At 60.9% G+C, this 15,949-nt stretch carries 11 protein-coding genes; 4 read left to right on the top strand and 7 right to left on the bottom strand.

Going from position 1 to position 15,949, the window contains the following annotated elements; genetic code table 11:
* Positions 1 to 8 precede the first annotated feature (8 nt).
* From JF539_RS13400 to JF539_RS13380, 5 genes are all read right to left on the bottom strand, one after another.
* A complete protein-coding gene (locus JF539_RS13400) occupies positions 9 to 719 on the bottom strand; it encodes an HAD family hydrolase (protein ID WP_207141174.1) in 711 nt (236 codons plus the stop codon).
* 93 nt (positions 720 to 812) lie between these two features.
* Positions 813 to 1,454, bottom strand: a complete 642-nt coding sequence (gene prfH / locus JF539_RS13395) for a peptide chain release factor H (protein WP_207141173.1) — start codon at positions 1,452 to 1,454, stop codon at positions 813 to 815.
* Positions 1,451 to 2,647: an RNA ligase RtcB family protein gene (locus JF539_RS13390; RefSeq protein ID WP_207141172.1), complete on the bottom strand. Its 1,197-nt coding sequence runs from the start codon at positions 2,645 to 2,647 to the stop codon at positions 1,451 to 1,453. The genes prfH and JF539_RS13390 overlap by 4 nt, the downstream gene beginning before the upstream one ends.
* A 303-nt stretch (positions 2,648 to 2,950) precedes the next feature.
* Complete coding sequence (locus tag JF539_RS13385) at positions 2,951 to 3,670, bottom strand: hypothetical protein (protein ID WP_207141171.1); 720 nt, start codon at positions 3,668 to 3,670, stop codon at positions 2,951 to 2,953.
* Between the two features lie 76 nt (positions 3,671 to 3,746).
* Positions 3,747 to 5,963: an NADP-dependent isocitrate dehydrogenase gene (locus JF539_RS13380; RefSeq protein WP_207141170.1), complete on the bottom strand. Its 2,217-nt coding sequence runs from the start codon at positions 5,961 to 5,963 to the stop codon at positions 3,747 to 3,749.
* Positions 5,964 to 6,865: 902 nt separating this feature from the next.
* Between JF539_RS13380 and JF539_RS13375 the strand changes: the two genes are divergently transcribed.
* Positions 6,866 to 11,767 (top strand): 5'-nucleotidase C-terminal domain-containing protein, encoded by a 4,902-nt coding sequence (locus JF539_RS13375; RefSeq protein WP_207141169.1) that lies wholly within the window; start codon positions 6,866 to 6,868, stop codon positions 11,765 to 11,767.
* Positions 11,768 to 11,986: 219 nt separating this feature from the next.
* Here JF539_RS13375 and JF539_RS27910 read toward each other — a convergent pair whose 3' ends face one another.
* Positions 11,987 to 12,118 carry a hypothetical protein gene (locus JF539_RS27910; protein WP_268957554.1) on the bottom strand — a complete coding sequence of 44 codons (132 nt, stop codon included), beginning with the start codon at positions 12,116 to 12,118 and terminating at the stop codon, positions 11,987 to 11,989.
* Between the two features lie 44 nt (positions 12,119 to 12,162).
* Here JF539_RS27910 and JF539_RS13370 point away from each other — a divergent pair, with 44 nt between their 5' ends.
* From JF539_RS13370 to rpsD, 3 genes are all read left to right on the top strand, one after another.
* Positions 12,163 to 12,969 carry an RNA methyltransferase gene (locus tag JF539_RS13370; RefSeq protein ID WP_207141168.1) on the top strand — a complete coding sequence of 269 codons (807 nt, stop codon included), beginning with the start codon at positions 12,163 to 12,165 and terminating at the stop codon, positions 12,967 to 12,969.
* Positions 12,970 to 13,121: 152 nt separating this feature from the next.
* Positions 13,122 to 13,925 carry a glutamate racemase gene (gene murI, locus JF539_RS13365; RefSeq protein WP_207141167.1) on the top strand — a complete coding sequence of 268 codons (804 nt, stop codon included), beginning with the start codon at positions 13,122 to 13,124 and terminating at the stop codon, positions 13,923 to 13,925.
* A 234-nt stretch (positions 13,926 to 14,159) separates the two neighbouring features.
* Positions 14,160 to 14,777, top strand: a complete 618-nt coding sequence (gene rpsD, locus JF539_RS13360; RefSeq protein ID WP_207141166.1) for a 30S ribosomal protein S4 — start codon at positions 14,160 to 14,162, stop codon at positions 14,775 to 14,777.
* Between the two features lie 92 nt (positions 14,778 to 14,869).
* On the opposite strand, the gene JF539_RS13355 is transcribed toward rpsD, so the two are convergent.
* Entirely contained in the window at positions 14,870 to 15,865 is a 996-nt protein-coding gene (locus tag JF539_RS13355) for a helix-turn-helix domain-containing protein (RefSeq protein ID WP_207141165.1), read from the bottom strand.
* Between the last annotated feature and the right edge of the window lie 84 nt (positions 15,866 to 15,949).

The raw sequence follows: 15,949 nt of genomic DNA, 5'->3' as shown, positions 1-15,949 counted from the left end.
CGGAAAGGCTAGCGGTTGGCATGAGCGAGATAGTCCGGCAGGTCGGCGGCGCTTTCGAGCACCGTGTCCGACAGGGCTTCAAGGTCCTGTTTCCGGCTTGTACCGGTCAGAACACCGATTGCCATCCCGGCTCCGGCCGCGCGGGCCATCTCGAGATCGTGGGTGTTGTCGCCGATGACCGCGATCCGGGCAGGGTCAAGAGCGATTGCTTCGGCAAAACCGAGCACCATGCCCGGTTCCGGCTTGGGGCCGAAACCGGTGTCGTATCCGGTGACAAACGAGAACCTTGCCGTCAGACCGGCGCCTTCCAGAAAAGCACGGATGGAGGGTTCGCTGTCGCTTGAGGCAACGCCCAGTCCGAACCCCAGCTTCTCAAGTCTCTCAAGCATCTCGGGAACGCCGGCGATCGGTACAGCCTCGCGCATCGCTGAAATGAAGATCCGGTCGAGTTGCAAGGTCAGCTGCTCAAGACGGTGAGCACAGCCCAAATCGATCCAGGCTTCGGCAATTTCCCGGGTGTTTCCCGCTGCCAGAAGCGAACCCGCCGCCGATTTGCCGGTGACGGGATCCATGCCTGTCGCACTCAGAAGCCGGTCGGCAAGCGTATCGCTACCGGCGGCGAAGAGGGCTGCCGACCTGTAAGCCGGCGTCCAGGTCGCATCGAAGTCGAGCAGGGTTCCGTCCTTGTCGAAGAGAATGGCCTGGATCCCGGTTTTCATGGCGTTGCGTCTTCACTCCTCGGACAGCACGTTGAGGCCAAGCGTTCACCGCTGGGAGGAACGCAAAGGGCCGCAGGAGTGCCGGTCGCCGCTTCAGGTGGCTTCAGCAAACCGTTCTCCCTTGAACTTGCGCACCGGATTGCCCCGTTCCAGCTGCTTGTGCAACTGATTCTGGTTGGACCGGTCGCGGGCCTTGCTCTCCTCGGCTCTCAGGATGAACTTCGCCGCAAGCCGGTCAAGGGCGACCTGCCGGTTCCGGTGCTGAGACCGTTCGTCGGTTGAAAACGCCGACAGCCCGGTCTCGAGATGGGTTACGCGAACACCGCTGTCGGTGGTGTTCTGGTGCTGACCGCCCGGTCCACCGGAGCGGAAGGTCTCCACCTTGAGCGCCTTCGGTGTCAGGACCGCCTCCGGTGCCTCCTCTGTGCCGGCTTCGAAGATGCCGACAAACCAGTTTCGCCGCTTGTGGTGCGGGCGGAACGGACTTTGGCTGGTCCATTGCACCGTTCCGCACCAGCGCCTGGCGAAACGGTCCGTATTCTCGCCGCTCAAAGTCACAAGCGCCGACGCCGGGTCGCCGCCGTCTGGGGTGTCCGCGCGCTGTGCCTCGAAGCGAAGCCCCGCGGCGCTTGCTTCCTGCTCCATGCGCTTAAGTACGTGGCTGACGGCAAGCCGGCATTCGCGCGGACCGTCGCCGCTGGTCACCAGAAGTCTGGTTCGTCCCTTCCGTGTCATCGCCGCGCCCTCCGGTCCGCCAATCGTTGCCGCTTGTCGCGGCGGGCGTTTTCCAGTGTGTCGTTTACCGCCTTCTTGAAGGTCAGCAAGGGTTTCAGCGTTGCCACGGGGGCGGCCAGGCCTGCCGATTCAAGGTCCCCCGCCACCTGGGCGGGATCCTTGTAGGCGTTCGGGGCTTCCTCGATCAGGAGTTGGCGGTCCTCGCAGATGACAAGGCCGCCGAAGGAGGTGCGGGCCAGGTTTTCCCGGTCCGACCGGGTAGTGCCCGCACGACCGTTCATGGATCGCCGGTCATATTTCCGTCCCGCGCCATGGGCGAGGGAGGCCAGTGCCTCAGGCTTGCCGGCAAGCGGTTTCAGCAGATAGCTGAACGCGTCTCTCGATCCGGCCAGCGGAACAAGGGGGAGGTCCGCCTTCGCGGCGCCTTTTCGGTGCAGAAGGCCATCCAGCTTAACCTCGATCAGATTGTGCGGAGCGTCGGCGACCGGCTGGATGTCGCAACGCAAGGCACTTGCCGCGCGTTCGGCAATGAGCCGGCGGTTGAGGCTTGCCCAGCGGGCCGCCCCGGAGTGGGCCTCAAGATAACTCCGCCCCTTGGGGCTGTCCGCATCGAGCCCGGCGAACTCCTCCAGAACGGTGCCGAAAACGGACATGCCGAATGATCGGGAGCCGGAATGAACCAGCAGCAGCAGGCTTTTCCTGGCAATCCCGGTGTCCCGGAGGGCTGCCTCGTCCGAAATGTGTTCGACCTGCTGCAGCTCGCAGAAGTGATTGCCACCGCCGATCGTGCCGAGCGATGCCGTGTGGAGGTCGGGCGGAAGATCGTCAGCCTTGAGCCGTGAGGCCGCGTCGCCGTCCCACGGCTCTTCGAGCACGCGGATTTTCTGCGCTGCCTTGTCGAGCCGGAGCCTGTGAGCAGGCAGGTCCAGCGCGAACAGCGACATGCCGCAGCCGATATCGTTCCCGATCAGCTGAGGGAAGATCCGGTCGGACATCATGGCGCTGCCGACCGGGCCATATTTGCCCGGATGCAAGTCCGGAAAGGCGGCGACGCTGGCAATTCCGGACATGCCCGCGACGAGCGAAAGCTGATCTTCCGCGGCTCCTTCGATCCAGGAATTTTTTGAATAGTAACGGTGAATGGGAGCGGAATGCCGAACAGGCTCAGCCCCTTCGATTTGAAAAGTGCCCATGTGGGGACCTTTTTGAGAACATAAGTCGCATCAGGAGCAAGACTGTCTCTTGTCCTGGTTCGCCTTCGACGCACCGCCAGCGCGGATCAGCGAAGGTTTGCCGCCTCTTTGGGCGCGCGGTGCATGATGGTCATGTCCGGTATCCCGTTCTCACAAAAAGTGCAGCGCCGCAGCGCGTGTGCGGATGAGATAGTGGCTGGTTAGGTTGTTCGCAAGCGGGAAAACGTCCGCGATGCCGGTTTTTGTCTGGTGTTGCGTTCCGGTTACGACAGCTTTGCGAGACTATTCTCCAAGTAAGCCTTTTTATTCATTCTCTTTTTTGGGTGCTGCCGCACTTGCTTGGGAATTGCCCCGCTCACTCAGCAGAATGTCGAGGAGAAACGGCGCGTTCATCGATCCGATTTCTGTGGTGGCCCAGACGGATCCGCCGCGGGACTCAACGACCCTAAGCGTTTCATAAACGCCGAGAAGACTCTCACGAGGGGAGCGGGGCTCGACCTCGATCGTGTTTTCGACCGACGCGAAGAATTCCCGGAAGTAGATCAGAGCCTCCGTCGAAAGGCCTCGGTGGTGGACCGTCATTCCGTTGAAGGTACCGGCGAAATCTTCGACAGGCGCAGGGTCTCCGTTGAAAATCTGCCACTGGAGCCGCTGTTTCGCAAGAAACTCCGGGAGTTTCGCGGTGCCGTATTCCGTAAGGGCATAGGCTTCCTGGAAGTCCACCATTTCCGAAGGGACCGACTCCGGACCGGGTACCATGTAGCCCAGGTGAACCAGGCGTGCGTGAAGCTCGTTGGCGACCGTGCCAAGAGCGGAGACAAGCACGGCGTTGTTACCGTTTACGGCCTTTTCCAGGGCAGCCTCAAGTGTCAGCTGATCATTGTCCGTAAGCGTATGCGTCAGAAAACTGGTTTCCATCCACCAGCTGTTGGCATGCGGCTTGTCGCGGGGCGAAAAAAGTGAAACCTCTTTCTTGCCTGCGCTCGTCAGAATCCTTGGATTTTGGACGGGACTGTCGGTCATAAGACGCACGCTTCATCGGATGATACAAAAAAGGGGCGGCCGGAGCCGCCCCGTATCCCTACACTATTTCAGTGCTTTATCCAACGATTCTATTAAGGGTTGTGCTGGGTCGCATTGCGGTGGAGACTTTCTCTTGCGGGGCATGATAGTAGCCGCCAAGGTCGACCGGGCTGCCTTGAACGCCGTTCAGTTCCGCCACGATCTTGTCCTCGTTGGAGGACAAAGCCTCCGCAATGGGGGCGAAGTGGTTTTTCAGCTCCGCATCCTTGTCCTGGGCGGCCAGGGCATTGGCCCAGTAAAGCGCGATGTAGAAGTGGCTGCCCCGGTTGTCGAGACCGCCGACCTTGCGCGCCGGGGACTTGTCGTTGTCGAGGAGTTTCTCGATCGCGCTGTCGAGGGTCTCGGCAAGGACTGCGGCCTTGGCATTGTCATTGGCATTCGCCAGATGCTCCAGCGATGCGCCGAGGGCGCAGAATTCGCCGAGCGAATCCCAGCGCAGGTAGTTTTCCTCCATCAGCTGCTGAACGTGCTTGGGCGCCGAACCGCCGGCGCCGGTCTCAAACAGGCCGCCGCCGTTCATCAGCGGCACGATGGAGAGCATCTTGGCCGAGGTGCCGACTTCCAGGATCGGATAGAGATCGGTCAGGTAATCGCGCAGCACGTTCCCGGTGATCGAGATCGTGTCTTCTCCGCGCGCGATCCGCTCGGTGGTGTATCTGGCGGCTTCCGTCGGTGCCATGATCTTCAGGTCGAGACCGGACGTGTCGTGCTCGGGCAGATAGGTTTCAACCTTCTTGATCAGTTCCGCGTCATGGGCGCGGGACTTGTCGAGCCAGAAGATGCCGGGCATGCCGGAGAGGCGGGCACGGGTGACGCCGAGCTTGACCCAGTCGCGGATCGGGGCGTCCTTGGTGCGGCAGGCGCGCCAGATGTCGCCTTCCTCGACGCTGTGTTCGATCAGGGTGTTGCCTTCCTGATCGACGATGCGGAAGGTGCCGTTCGAGGGCGCGCGGAAGGTTTGCGGGTGGGAGCCGTATTCCTCGGCCTTCTGGGCCATCAGGCCGACGTTGGGCACGGTGCCCATCTTGGCCGGGTCGAGGGCACCGTTTTCCCGGCAGAAGTCGATGACGGCTGAGTAGACGCCGGCATAGGAGCTGTCCGGAATCACGCATTTGGCGTCGTGTTCCTTGCCGTCCGGGCCCCAGCCCTTGCCGCCTGCGCGGATCAGCGCAGGCATGGAGGCGTCGATGATGACGTCGGAGGAGACGTGCAGGTTGGTGATACCCTTGTCGGAGTTCACCATGTACATGGCCGGACCATTGTCCATGGCCGTCTTGATGTCGGCCAGGATTTCTTCCGCCTTGGCCGGCGGCAAGGTCGCGAGCTTGGCCTCGATGTCGCCGATGCCGAGGTCCGGATTGACGCCGTGCTCGCGGAAGGTGTCCTCGTGCTTGGCAAAGACGTCCTTCAGGAACGCTTTGACGCAATGGCCGAAGATGATCGGGTCGGAGACCTTCATCATGGTGGCCTTCAGGTGGACGGAGAACAGAACGCCCTGGTTCTTGGCGTCCTGGATTTCCTTTTCCAGAAAGGCGGCGAGCGCTTTTGCACTCATGTAGGTGGCGTCGACGACGTCGCCGGCGTCAAGCTGGAAGTCGGCTTTCATGACCTTCAGGTCGCCGCCTGCGGCGTCGAATTCGATCTTCGCGGTTCCGACGGATTCCGGCGCGACTGTCACCGACTTCTCGTTGGAAAAGAAGTCGTCCTTGCCCATGGTCGCGACATGGGTCTTGGAGGTGGGCAGCCATTCGCCCATGCGGTGCGGGTTCTTCTTGGCGTATTCCTTGACCGCCTTCGGCGCCCGGCGGTCGGAGTTACCCTCGCGCAGGACCGGGTTCACGGCCGAGCCCTTGATGGCGTCGTATTTGGCCTTGACGGCGATTTCCTCATCCGTCTTCGGCTCGGCGGGGTATTCCGGCAGTTTGTAGCCCTGGGCCTGCAGTTCCTTGATTGCCGCGTTGAGCTGTGGCTGGGAGGCGGAGATGTTCGGCAGCTTGATGACGTTGGCGTCCGGCTGTTTCACCATCTGGCCGAGTTCGGCGAGATCGTCGGACTGCTTCTGGCCTTCGTTCAGGTATTCCGGGAAATTCGCCAGGATACGGCCGGCGAGGGAGATGTCCTTGGTGCCGATCGTGAGGCCGGCGGCCTTGGTGAAGGAGCGGATGATCGGCAGGAACGAGGCGCTTGCCAGTTCCGGTGCTTCGTCGACCTTGGTGTAGATGATGTCGGCCATGGCTCTTCCATTTCCCAGTGTTCGATATGCGGTCATCCGGAACGGCGGAGTGCCCCTCCGGGGGATTTCGACATGCGTATACAATTGTACGCAATCAATTGCCAGCCCAACGGAAGGCGTAGGGCGGACGGTTGGGGGGAGTTCTAGCAAAGGTGTCGGAAAAGGCAATCGGGAGGACGGTTAATCGAAATCCGTTGCTGCCGGATTATCGAATGCTTTCGCGCAGGTGTGGACCAATTCGTTGAAGGTGTTGAGGGCTATGTGGCTCAGGTCCTGATGAAGGCGTCGAAGTCACGGGACGCATGCAAACAGGTTTGTGGCATAGGCATTCGGCTGTGCACCCCGTGCGCTTTCTTCAGGTTTCGTAAAACAAGACGAGGCCGATTGTTTCGTCAGACCCGGCAGAGCCAGGGTGAAGGAGGATTCCTTCGCCGCGTTGGAAATGTTTGGAAATATATTCGGAGGCCAGATCGTTCGTTCAACCTGCCGTCGGTGCTTCCTCTTCCCTTGTTGCTGCTTGGGAACTCTAAGCTCCGGCCGAAATACAGGGAAATATTTTGGCTCATTCCAAGTTTTGTTTTTATTTTTCATGTAAAAATCAATTGTGATTAATGAAATAAATTTAAATCAACTCATTGATCTCAAATATTGGATTTAAAAGGCGAATTAAATTAGCTGTCTATATATTCTTTATACACTTTGATTTGCTTATTTAACCATTCATTAATCTGTTAAATGCCGCTGCTAGCTACGCGCACCTACGCAATTTTTCGAGGCTGTCATCAGTTTTAGTCATTCTGACGTTCAACTTCTTACGCTGGCAAAGCATGCGCGGGTCCGGGAGGGCTCTGGCGAAGGGGGGCAGTGTCGGGTGATGCAAGGACCAAAGGTAAGGAACCGACATGGGTTTTCATTCCAGCTCAAATTTTCTTCGTGGACTCACACCAATCAAGAACACGATTTTTTCTGAAAAGTCGCATGGCCTCGACGAAGCCATCGAGAAGCTCAGCGCCAACCTGCAAGGCTTCAGCTTTCAAAAATCCGGATTCGACCTCGGCGGTTTCGGTCACGAAAAATCCGGACTGTTCGGTTTCTTCCACAAGGGTTTCAGCTTCGGCAATCTGGTGATCGGTACACCGGGCGACGATACGCTGAAGGGCAATAGCAGAGACAATATCATCCTCGGTTTTAGCGGCGACGACTACATCCGAGGCAAGAACGGCAACGACAAGATCTTCGCCGGCGCCGGTGATGACACCATCAAGGGCGGCAGGGGCAAAGATTTTATCTATGGCGGCGATGGCGAGGACACGGCTGTCTTTTCAGGTTATCTGTCGGACTATGAGATCGATCGCGATGGCGACGAGGTAACGGTTACAGACCTGCGCTGGGGCCGGAGGGACGGCAAAGACACACTGGTCAATGTCGAATACCTGCAGTTCAAGGACCAGACGATCAGTCTTGTCGAGCCGGAGACCTTCACGCTCGAGCTTCTGCACTTCACAGATCAGGAAGCGGCTCTCGGGGCGATTGAGGATGCTCCGAACCTGTCGGCGGTCCTGAACGCCCTGCGCGGCGAAGACCTCGGCGACGACGGGGTTGCCGACAACACGCTGACGCTGTCCTCCGGCGACGCCTTCATTCCGGGTCTCTTCTACGATGCCTCCGAGGCCGTGTTCGGTTCCGGCGGCATCGCCGACATCCAGATCCAGAATGAACTCGGCGTTCAGGCAATCGCGCTCGGCAACCATGAGTTCGATTTCGGCACCGCGGAACTCGCCGGTCTGATCAGCGGCGACGCCGCGGGCGACTTCAGTGCGCTCTCCGGCACCGCGCTCGACGGCCTGGACTTTACCGGCACGGACATGCCGTATCTGTCCACCAACCTGGACTACTCCACCGACGCCAACCTGGCGCCTCTGGAAGTCGACGGCGGCCAGGCGCCGCAGGGCAACGCGGTCAGCTCCTCCACCGTGATCGACGTCAACGGCGAGCTGATCGGCATCGTCGGCGCGACCACCCCGACGCTCGGCTCCATCTCCAGCCCGGGCACGCTCGGCATCTCGCCGGTCTGGGCGGGCTCCACCCCGACGAGCGAAGAGCTCGACGATCTGGCCGCCATCATCCAGACGGAAGTTGACGCCCTGCTTGCGGCGAACCCCGGGATGAACAAGATCATCCTGCTCGCCCACATGCAGCAGATCGATATCGAGCTGGCTCTGGCCGAGCGCCTTGAGAATGTCGACATCATCGTCGCCGGCGGCTCAAACACCCGCCTGTTCGACGACAACGATCGCGCCCGAGACGGCGACAGCGACCAGGGCGAATATCCGACCTTCGTCACCAACGCGGGCGGCACGGCTACCGCGGTGGTCAACACCGACGGCAGCTACAAATATGTCGGCCGCCTGGTCATCGACTTCGACGCCGACGGCAACATCATCGCCGACAGTTACGATGCGGAGGTCTCCGGCGCCTATGCCACCGACGACCAGGGCGTGGCGGATCTCGATGCCGAAGGCCTGATCGATCCGGAAATCCAGGCGATCGTGGATGCGATCCAGGACGAGATCGTGGAAACGGAATCGAACGTCTTCGGCGTTTCCAACGTGTTCCTGAACGGCAACCGCTCCGGCTCCGGCGATGCGGGTGATCCGGATGGCGTGCGGACCCAGGAAACCAACCTCGGCAACCTGACCGCCGATGCCAACCGCGAATACGCCGACGAGTTCTTCGAAGGCGACGCGGAAGTCGTGATCTCGATCAAGAACGGCGGCGGCATCCGCGCCTCCATCGGACAGACCGTCGTTCCTCCGGGCGGTTCCGAAGCCGAACGCCTGCCGAACGAAGAGGTTGTCGACGGTGACGGCAATGTGGTGAAGCCCGAGGGCGGCATCTCCGAGAACGATATCAAGACCACGCTGGCCTTCAACAACGGCCTGACCCTGCTGACACTGACGAAGACGGAAATCGTCGCCCTGCTGGAGCACGGCGTCAGCGCGGTTCCGGGCGTCTCGGGCCGGTTCCCGCAGATCTCGGGCGTGAAACTGTCCTACGACCCGGACCTGCCGGAAGGGGCTCGTATCGTCAACGCGGGCATCTTCGACGATGACGGCAACCTGATTGCCGAACTGGTGCGCGACGGCGAGATCGCGGGCGACGCTGACGCGACGTTCCGGGTCGTGACCCTCGACTTCCTGGCGGCATCGCGCTTTGACGAAGACGGCAACTTCATCGGCGGTGGCGACGGCTATCCGTTCCCGAACCTGAACGAAGACCCGGATGCGGGCGAACTCGGCGATCCGGACGTGATCGCCCGTGTCAACGCCACGCCGCTGGTTCAGGAAGGGGTCGCCACCGGCGACGCAACCTTTGCCGACGACGGCACCGAACAGGACGCGCTCGCCGAATACCTGGCCGACAACTTCGCCACGGCCGACACGGCCTACGACGAGGAAGACACGGGCCTCGGCGAAGACGGACGCATCCAGAACCTCAACTTCCGCGAAGACGATGTTCTGCCGGAAGCGGAAGACGTTCTCGTTATCAACGAAGTTCTGGGCAGCACAACAGGTGCCGACAGCGAATATATCGAACTGTACGGCACCCCGGGCAAGTCTCTTGCCGGCCTGAGCCTCATCGTCGTGGAGAGCGACGATCAGTCGAGCAACGGTTCGATCGACCGGCAGTTCGATTTCGCGGATGACGCGGTCATCGGCGATAACGGCTTCTATCTGGTAGCGAACAGCACCGCGCAGGCGACCTACAGCGTAACGCCGGACGCTCTGCTGGCCGACGGGTTCGTCGAGAACAGCTCCTATACGCTTGCCCTTGTCGAAACCGCCAGCCTGACGGGATCGGCGGTGAGCGGTGCCGAGGTGGTTCTCGACACCGTGGGGGTTTCCGACGGAGAAACCGCCGAGTTCTTCCATTTCGACGCACCGGTGGTTGGTCCTGACGGATCCTTCCTTCCGGCCGGGGTTGTGCGCGTGGAAGACGGGGTCGACACCGACACGGCTGACGACTGGGCGTTGCTGGACTTCAACAACGATCCCGCGGTCAACACACCGACGTCTGCCAACGGAATCGTCAGCGGACCGGCGGAAGTCGCGATCTACGACATCCAGGGTGCTGGACATCGCTCCGGTTATGAAGGCGAGACAGTCCGGACCACCGGTATCGTGACGGCCATAGCAGCGAACGGCTTCTATATCCAGGACGCGGAAGGCGATGGCGACATCGCCACCTCCGACGGTGTCTTCGTCTACGGGTCCGCAAGCGGGCTTGCCGTCGGCCATGAAGTCCAGGTTGACGGATCGGTCGTGGAGTATCAGTTCGAACCGGCGCTTTCTCTGACCGAGATCTCGATGACCGGTGTGAGCGTTCTTTCTACCGGCAATGCCCTGCCGGACGCGGTGGTTCTCGGTGTCGACCGCATCCAGCCGACCGACGTTATCGACGACGACGGCCTGGCCAGCTTCGATCCGGAAACCGATGCCATCGACTTCCTGGAAAGCCTGGAAGGCATGCTGGTGGAGGTCGACAATCCTCTGGTTGTCGCCGGCACCAACCGGTTCGGCGAAGTCACCCTGGCGGCAGGCCGTGGCGATGAAAGCGGGACGGAAGGCAACAAGAACGCGGTTGTCTCCGAAGGCGACTTCAATCCGGAGATCCTGCTCACCGACGATGCTCTCGTCGATGCGCCGTTCGCCTTCACCGGCGACACCTTCGCAGCGAACCCGGTCGGCGTGATGGATTACACCTTCGGCGCCTACAAGCTGCAGCTGGTCGAGGACGTGGAAGTCGTTTCCGGCGGGCGTGAGCAGGAAACCAGCGCGCTCTACGGTGACCTCACACACATGACGGTGGCGACCGTCAACACCTTGAACCTGAACCCGGACACAGGCAATCCGTCAGATGCGGAAGTCGACCGTCTGGACATGCTGGCCCAGACCATCGTCCGGAACCTCAACGCCCCGGACGTCATCGCGCTGCAGGAAATCCAGGACAACAGCGGTGCGACCGACGACGGTGTCACCAACGCCTCGCAAACCCTGCAGGAACTGGTGGACGCGATTGCCATCGCCGGCGGGCCTCAGTATGCCTTCGCCTCCATCGATCCGGTCGACGGGGCCGACGGTGGCCAACCGGGCGCCAATATCCAGAATGCCTTCCTCTACAATCCGGCTCGGGTCACGCTCGATCCGGCGTCCCTCGGCAAGATCGAGGACAGCGCATTCGAGGAAGGCGGCGATGGAACCGCGGCGGAAGCCGCTTACGAAGGCACCCGGAAGCCGCTTGTCGGCGACTTCACCTTCAACCTTACCGGTGAGACGGTGACGATCGTCGGCAACCACCTGAAGTCCAAGTCCCAGGACGATGGCCTTTTCGGCGAAAATCAGCCTCCGGTCCAGGTGACGCTCGACCAGCGTGTCGATCAGGCTACGGTCATCAACGCCTTTGTCGAAGGGGAAATCGCCGACGGCAACAATGTCATCGTCCTCGGCGACATGAACGACTTCCAGTTCTCGGATACGCTCGATGCTCTTGCCAACGGCGGAGACGATACGGCGGAGCTGATCAACCTGGTGGATTTCCTGGAGCTGGAGGACCAGTACAGCTTCATCTTCAACGGCAACTCGCAGATGCTCGACCATATCCTGGTGAACGACGCCCTGTTGGCGGCCGCGGAAATCGATGCAGTCCATGTCAATCTTGACTTCGGTTTCCCGGACAACAACGCAAGCGATCACGATCCGCTTCTGGCGCGGTTCAACATGACGGGCGACCTGTTTACGGCTTAATCCGTCAACCCGTATCGCAATGACCCGGACCTCGCGGCCCGGGTCACTCACGCTCCTGACAAACTCTCAAACGGTCATTGCGGACAAGTGCAGCGGAGCTGCGCGCAGATCCGGAAACCAGAAATCTTCTGCGCCAAAGGCGCTCGATACCCAAATTACATCAGCTGGATATGAGAGAAGGTGCTCGCTGAAGTTCGCTCTTGTCAGCTGGGTTCCGGCTTACGCGACACCGCTTCGCGGCACGCTGGCCGGAATGACTACGTGAGGTTTGTCAGCAATCTGAATGATCCGGACTTCGCAGTTCGGGTCATTTTGTTTTCGGCCGGAGACCGGATCGTTGAATTCAGGCATGGCGATCTTCCCATTCTCGCCGGAAACCGCTAAATCCCCGATCCATGAGCAAGAACGCAAAGATCAGAGACGAGGCCCGTGCGGTGACGGCAAAACCGCCGGCGGTGATCCTGTGCGAACCGCAGCTTGGCGAAAATATCGGTACGGCGGCACGCGCAATGGCGAATTTCGGCCTGGTGGATCTCAGGATCGTCAACCCGCGTGACGGCTGGCCGAGCGAGAAGGCACGGGCCGCGGCGAGCCGGGCCGATCACGTCATCGATGCGGTCCAGGTGTTCGACAGCGTCGAGGCCGCCATCGCCGACCTGCAATTCGTCTACGCCACCACGGCGCGCTCCCGGGAGGTTCCCAAGCCCGTGCGCGGTCCGGACGAGGCCGCGCAAAAGGCCGTGGAACTCGGCGACAAGGGCCAGGCCACCGGCTACCTGTTCGGCCGCGAGCGCTGGGGCCTCAACAATGAGGAAGTCGCGTTGGCCGACGAGATCGTCACCCTGCCGGTCGACCCGGATTTTGCGTCGCTGAATATCGCTCAGGCGGTTCTGGTCTGCGCCTATGAATGGCGCAAGACGGCGACCTCCGGCGCGTTGCCCTTCATTCTGTCGGAAGAGGAGCATCCGCCGGCGAAGAAGGAGGACGTCTTGCGGTTCTTCGAGCATCTGGAGGGAGCGCTGGACGCCGCCACATTCTTCCGCCCTCCCGAACGGCGGCCGCATATGGTCAGGACCTTGCGCAACATCTTTCAAAAGGCGGAGCTGACGGATCAGGAGGTCCGCGCCCTGCGCGGCGTCGTCGCCTCCCTGGAAAAGCGCGAAACGCGGCCGCGCAAGGACAAGAGTGGGGACGGGGAGTAGGCATTGCCGTGCGGGTCATGATGTTTGTCCCGGTCCAGGTCTCGCCCTGACCCTAAGCCTTTCCCCATGGCAAAGGATTCGGGTTCGCAAGTTTGTAGGTCCGGTTTCAAAGTCTGAGGACTGGTTCGGGAATAGGACGCGAAAGGCATGAGATGGCTGAGAGTGGGCCGGTTCTGATTTTCGATTCCGGGCTCGGCGGGCTGACGGTTCTGCGCGAGGCACGGTACCTTCTTCCATACGAGGAACTGCTTTATGTGGCCGACGATGCCGCCTTTCCGATCGGCCGATGGCCGGAGGAGGAGTTGAAGGCGCGTATCCTGTCGCTGTTTGGCGAACTCCTTTCCGTGCATCGTCCCAAAGCGGTGGTGATTGCCTGCAACACCGCGTTCACCCTTGCGGGGGACGCATTGCGCCAGGCGCATCCGTCCGTCCCCATCGTTGGTACCGTCCCGGCGATCAAGCCGGCGGCGGAACGCACCTCCTCAGGGCTTGTTTCGGTGCTGGCGACACCCGGTACCGTGCGTCGGGCCTATACCAAGGGCCTGATCGAAAGTTTCGCCAGCCAGTGCCATGTACGCCTTGTCGGCTCGGACGTTCTGGCGGAGCTGGCCGAACGGCATTTGCGCGGCGAAGGGGTGTCCGACGAGGCGCTTCGTGTCGAGATTGCCGATTGTTTTCTGCAACGCGACGGCAGGCGCACGGACATCGTTGTGCTGGCCTGCACCCATTATCCGTTCCTCGCGAACCGCTTCCGCAAGATTGCGCCTTGGCCTGTCGACTGGCTCGACCCGGCGGAAGCGATCGCCAGGCAGCTTGTGCGGGTTCTGGGAGACCGTACGGCTACGGCCCCGTCGCGCGAGCCGGACCGTGCGGTGTTCACCTCCAGGCCGCGGGACCCGGGGCTGGAACGCCTGCTTGCCGGTTTCGGTCTGCGGCTGCAGGCGGAAAGGTTCTGAAAATCTCTCCGCTGTCCCGCTTGTTGCGGTGCATTGCATTGACAATGGGGGAGGGAGCTTGTATGTCCGCGCGATCCGGCGGGCATCGGCCTTCCGGATGTACGCACCCGTGGGTGTCCGGCCGGCGCCGTCTAGCTGGATCCCTGTCGATCCGATCGACCCTTTGAGGGCCGTCAGGATAAAGGAGGGCGCGTTTCCTTTTTAGAAGAACAACGCGAACCAAAGGAAACCGCGATGTCGAAGCGCCATAGCGTTAAATACAAAATCGACCGCCGGATGGGCGAAAACATCTGGGGTCGTCCGAAGAGCCCGGCCAACAAGCGTGAATACGGCCCGGGTCAGCACGGCCAGCGCCGCCGCGGCAAGCTGTCCGACTTCGGTGTTCAGCTCCGCGCCAAGCAGAAGCTGAAAGGCTACTACGGCAACATTTCCGAAAAGCAGTTCCGCAAGGTCTATGCCGAAGCATCGCGTCTGAAGGGCGATACCTCGGAAAACCTGATCGGTCTTCTGGAGCGCCGTCTGGACGCGGTCGTGTACCGCGCCAAATTCGTGCCGACCGTCTTCGCCGCGCGCCAGTTCATCAACCACGGCCACGTCAAGGTCAACGGCAAGCGCGTCAACATCCCGAGCTATCAGCTGCGTCCGGGCGACGTTATCGAAGTGCGTGAGCGCTCCAAGCAGCTTGCACTCGTTCTGGAAGCGGTCCAGTCCGCGGAACGCGACGTTCCGGACTATGTCGACGCCGACCACAACAAGATGACCGCGACCTACGCCCGCGTTCCGGCTTTCTCCGATGTGCCTTATCCGGTGCAGATGGAGCCGAACCTGGTGGTCGAGTTCTATTCGCGGTAACTGCCGCCGAATATGGATTTTTCGGAAAGGCTCGCCGCTTGGCGGGCCTTTTTCTTTTGGGCGGGCTCTTTGCGCTGCGACCAAACCCGGTCTCAGACGACCTGTTTCGGAGACAGTCCGAATTCCCGTTTGAAGGCGGTGGCGAAATTGGCCGGGCTGGAATAGCCGGCGAGATGGGCGGCATCCGAGATCGTCGCGCCGTCGCGTTCCAGGATCTCCCGGGCTCTTTCCAGCATGAACCGCCGGATGAAGCGGGACGTGGAAAGGCCGTAGCTGCGCGACAGGAGCCGCTGAAGCGAGTTCTGGCTCATGCCGACTTCGCGGGACATTTCCTCGGCGGTGACCCAACCACCCTTTCTGCCGCTCAGATAATGTTCGATCGCCTGCAGTTTTTGCCTGTCCTGTTCCATCGGGGCAGCGGCTTCAACCTCGGTGCCGTGTCCGGAAAACTGGCGGAAGGCCTCTTCAAGAAGACCGAATACGCGCGCGGCGACATAAAGCCTGTACTGGAAGGGCGATTTCACAGGCGCCGCGATAATCTGTTCGGCAAGCGTGACGGCGTGCGCGCTCGGAAGCCAGTCGAAGTTGGAGAGATGGTTCTCGGTAAAGGACTTGATCGCGCCAAAAGCCGGGTCGGTCACATCCAGGTGGGAAAACAGCCATGCTTTCGAGATCGAGATGGTCACCTTCTTGAACCTTACGCCCTTGCGCGCCTGCCGAACGAAGGTCTCGACGCGGCTTTGAGAATAAGCCGTTGCGACGGGCACCCAACGGCGGGCTTCGCCGTCGTAGTGGGGCATCGGAATTCGGAATGAACCGACCGATGCTTCCACCTGACCTTCCAGAAACAGCGAAACGCTCAGCCGGGGGCCGAATTGCGTTTCGATTTTGAGGTCGTGAAGGTCTTCGGCATTCGAATAATGGACAGACAGTCCCTTCTCGATCGTCATGAAATCGATTGCGCCGCGCAGGACCTGATCTCCTGTTCCGAGTTCCGGTCCAACCCAGTGTGTCCGGCCTGCTTCGGCCGACGACATGAGATCTTTCTTGGTGACGTAATGCTTGTGATAGTCGGTTGAGACAAACATTTCGGCGATTGCTCTCAGAGTTCTGGATTAAGGGAAACCGTAGGGGCTCTACCTGCCGTCCTGACTGAGCAACTCTTAAGAAAA

This window comes from Roseibium aggregatum (assembly GCF_017309185.1).
Taxonomy (GTDB): domain Bacteria; phylum Pseudomonadota; class Alphaproteobacteria; order Rhizobiales; family Stappiaceae; genus Roseibium; species Roseibium aggregatum_B.
Note: the sequence above shows the minus strand (reverse complement) of the source record. Positions and strands in the feature narration are given on the sequence as shown.